Source organism: Pseudomonas sp. NPDC087346, from assembly GCF_044744235.1.
Taxonomy (GTDB): domain Bacteria; phylum Pseudomonadota; class Gammaproteobacteria; order Pseudomonadales; family Pseudomonadaceae; genus Aquipseudomonas.
In genome coordinates this window covers 1-2,343 of the sequence record NZ_JBIUXX010000159.1, presented here as the reverse complement: position 1 = coordinate 2,343, position 2,343 = coordinate 1, and the positions used below count along the sequence as shown (strand labels likewise).

Annotated in this window: 1 protein-coding gene; it reads right to left on the bottom strand. The window is 57.6% G+C overall.

Annotated elements, in window-relative coordinates; all coding sequences use genetic code 11:
- Positions 1-172: 172 nt before the first annotated feature.
- A partial coding sequence (clpA, locus tag ACIOZM_RS31730; protein ID WP_401221612.1) for an ATP-dependent Clp protease ATP-binding subunit ClpA occupies positions 173-2,343 on the bottom strand: 2,171 nt, incomplete at its 5' end.

The window sequence follows — 2,343 nt, the reverse complement described above, 5'->3', positions numbered from 1 at the left end:
CCCCAGCGAGCGGGCCGAACGTCAGGGCACAGACCTTTTGGTTACTTTTGGGGCGTTTGCCAAAAGTGACCCGCCGTAAGGGCGGAACCCTAAGCGGCCATCACCGCAGCAATGGATATACACCCAAATAAAAAAGGCGCCCGAAGGCGCCTTTAGAGCTTACAACCGACCGTCAGGCCATCTCAGCGGTAGTTTCGAAGTCAAACGTCAGCTCACCATCCTTGATGTCGATGTGAACCACACCGCCATGCTCGGCCAGCTCGCCAAACAGAATCTCCTCCGCCAACGGACGCTTGATCTTGTCCTGAATCAGACGAGCCATCGGACGCGCACCCATCGCCGAATCGTAACCACCGGCCGCCAGCCAACTACGCGCGGCGTCGGTAACCTCAAGCAGCACACGCTTGTCTTCCAGCTGCGCCTGAAGCTCGGTGAGGAACTTGTCCACCACACTTTTGATAACCTCATGACTGAGGCGACCAAACTGGATAATGGTGTCCAGACGGTTACGGAATTCCGGCGTGAAGCTCTTCTTGATCACTTCCATCGCATCAGACGAGTGATCCTGATGAGTGAAACCGATCGAAGCGCGAGCTGCCGTTTCGGCACCGGCGTTGGTGGTCATGATCACGATCACATTGCGGAAGTCCGCCTTGCGCCCATTGTTGTCGGTCAGCGTACCGTGGTCCATCACCTGCAACAGCAGGTTGAAGACTTCTGGATGCGCCTTCTCGATTTCATCGAGCAGCAATACGCAATGCGGTTGCTTGGTGATCGCCTCGGTCAGCAGACCGCCCTGATCAAAGCCGACATAACCTGGAGGCGCACCGATCAGACGCGATACGGTGTGACGCTCCATGTACTCGGACATGTCGAAGCGAACCAGTTCGATACCCAACGCCTTGGCCAGTTGCCGCGCAGCCTCGGTTTTACCGACACCGGTAGGCCCTGCGAACAGGAACGAACCGACAGGCTTGTCAGGCGATTTCAGCCCGGCACGAGACAGCTTGATCGCAGTCGACAGCGAATCGATCGCTGCGTCCTGACCAAACACCGTCAGCTTCAGATCGCGCTCAAGGTTACGCAGCAGCTCCTTGTCGGAACTGGTGACGTGCTTCGGCGGAATCCGCGCAATTTTCGCCACGATGTCTTCAACGTGCGGCACTTCGATGCGCTTGGCGCGCTTCTCGACCGGCTGCAGACGCTGGTAGGCACCCGCCTCGTCGATTACGTCGATGGCCTTGTCCGGCATATGCCGGTCATTGATGTAACGCGAGGCCAGTTCAGCAGCCGCACGCAACGCCTCATCGCTGTATTCGATGTTGTGATGCTGTTCGAAACGCCCTTTCAGGCCGCGCAGAATGCCGATGGTGTCTTCCACCGACGGCTCGACGACATCGACCTTCTGGAAGCGCCGTGCAAGCGCACGATCCTTCTCGAAGATGCCGCGAAATTCCTGGAACGTGGTCGAACCGATGCAGCGAATGTCGCCAGACGACAGCAGCGGCTTGAGCAGGTTCGAAGCGTCCATGACGCCACCGGACGCAGCACCTGCACCAATAATGGTGTGGATTTCGTCGATGAACAGGATCGCTTGCGGACGTTTTTTCAGTTCATTGAGCAGCGCCTTGAAGCGCTTCTCGAAATCACCGCGATACTTGGTGCCCGCGAGCAGAGCGCCGAGATCGAGGGAATACACAACGCTGCCGGCCAGCAGGTCAGGCACCTGGTTGTCGACAATGCGCTTGGCCAGACCTTCGGCAATCGCGGTTTTACCCACGCCTGCCTCGCCTACCAGCAACGGATTGTTCTTGCGACGACGCGCCAGGATCTGCGCGACACGCTCGACTTCCATTTCGCGACCGACCAACGGATCAATACGACCCTGGCGTGCGAGTTCGTTGAGGTTGCTGGCATAAGCATCCAGAGGATTGCCTGAAGAAGAAGACTCACCGCCCTCGTCGTCCTGCATATCTTGTTCACCTTCAGAGTGATCGCCATGCCCCGGCACCTTGGAGATGCCATGAGCGATGTAGTTGACGACATCGATGCGCGCAACGCTCTGCTGTTTCAGCAGAAACACTGCCTGACTCTCTTGCTCACTGAAGATTGCAACCAGCACGTTGGCGCCGGTTACTTCGCGTTTGCCCGAGCTCTGTACATGAAAGACAGCACGTTGCAGTACACGCTGAAAGCCCAGGGTTGGCTGGGTTTCGCGATCTTCGTCATGGACGGGGATCAATGGCGTGGTGGAGTCGATGAACTCCTGCAGGTCATGCTTGAGTTTGTCGTGGTTTGCGACGCAGGCACGCAATACGGTGGCGGCAGCCTCATTGTCCAATA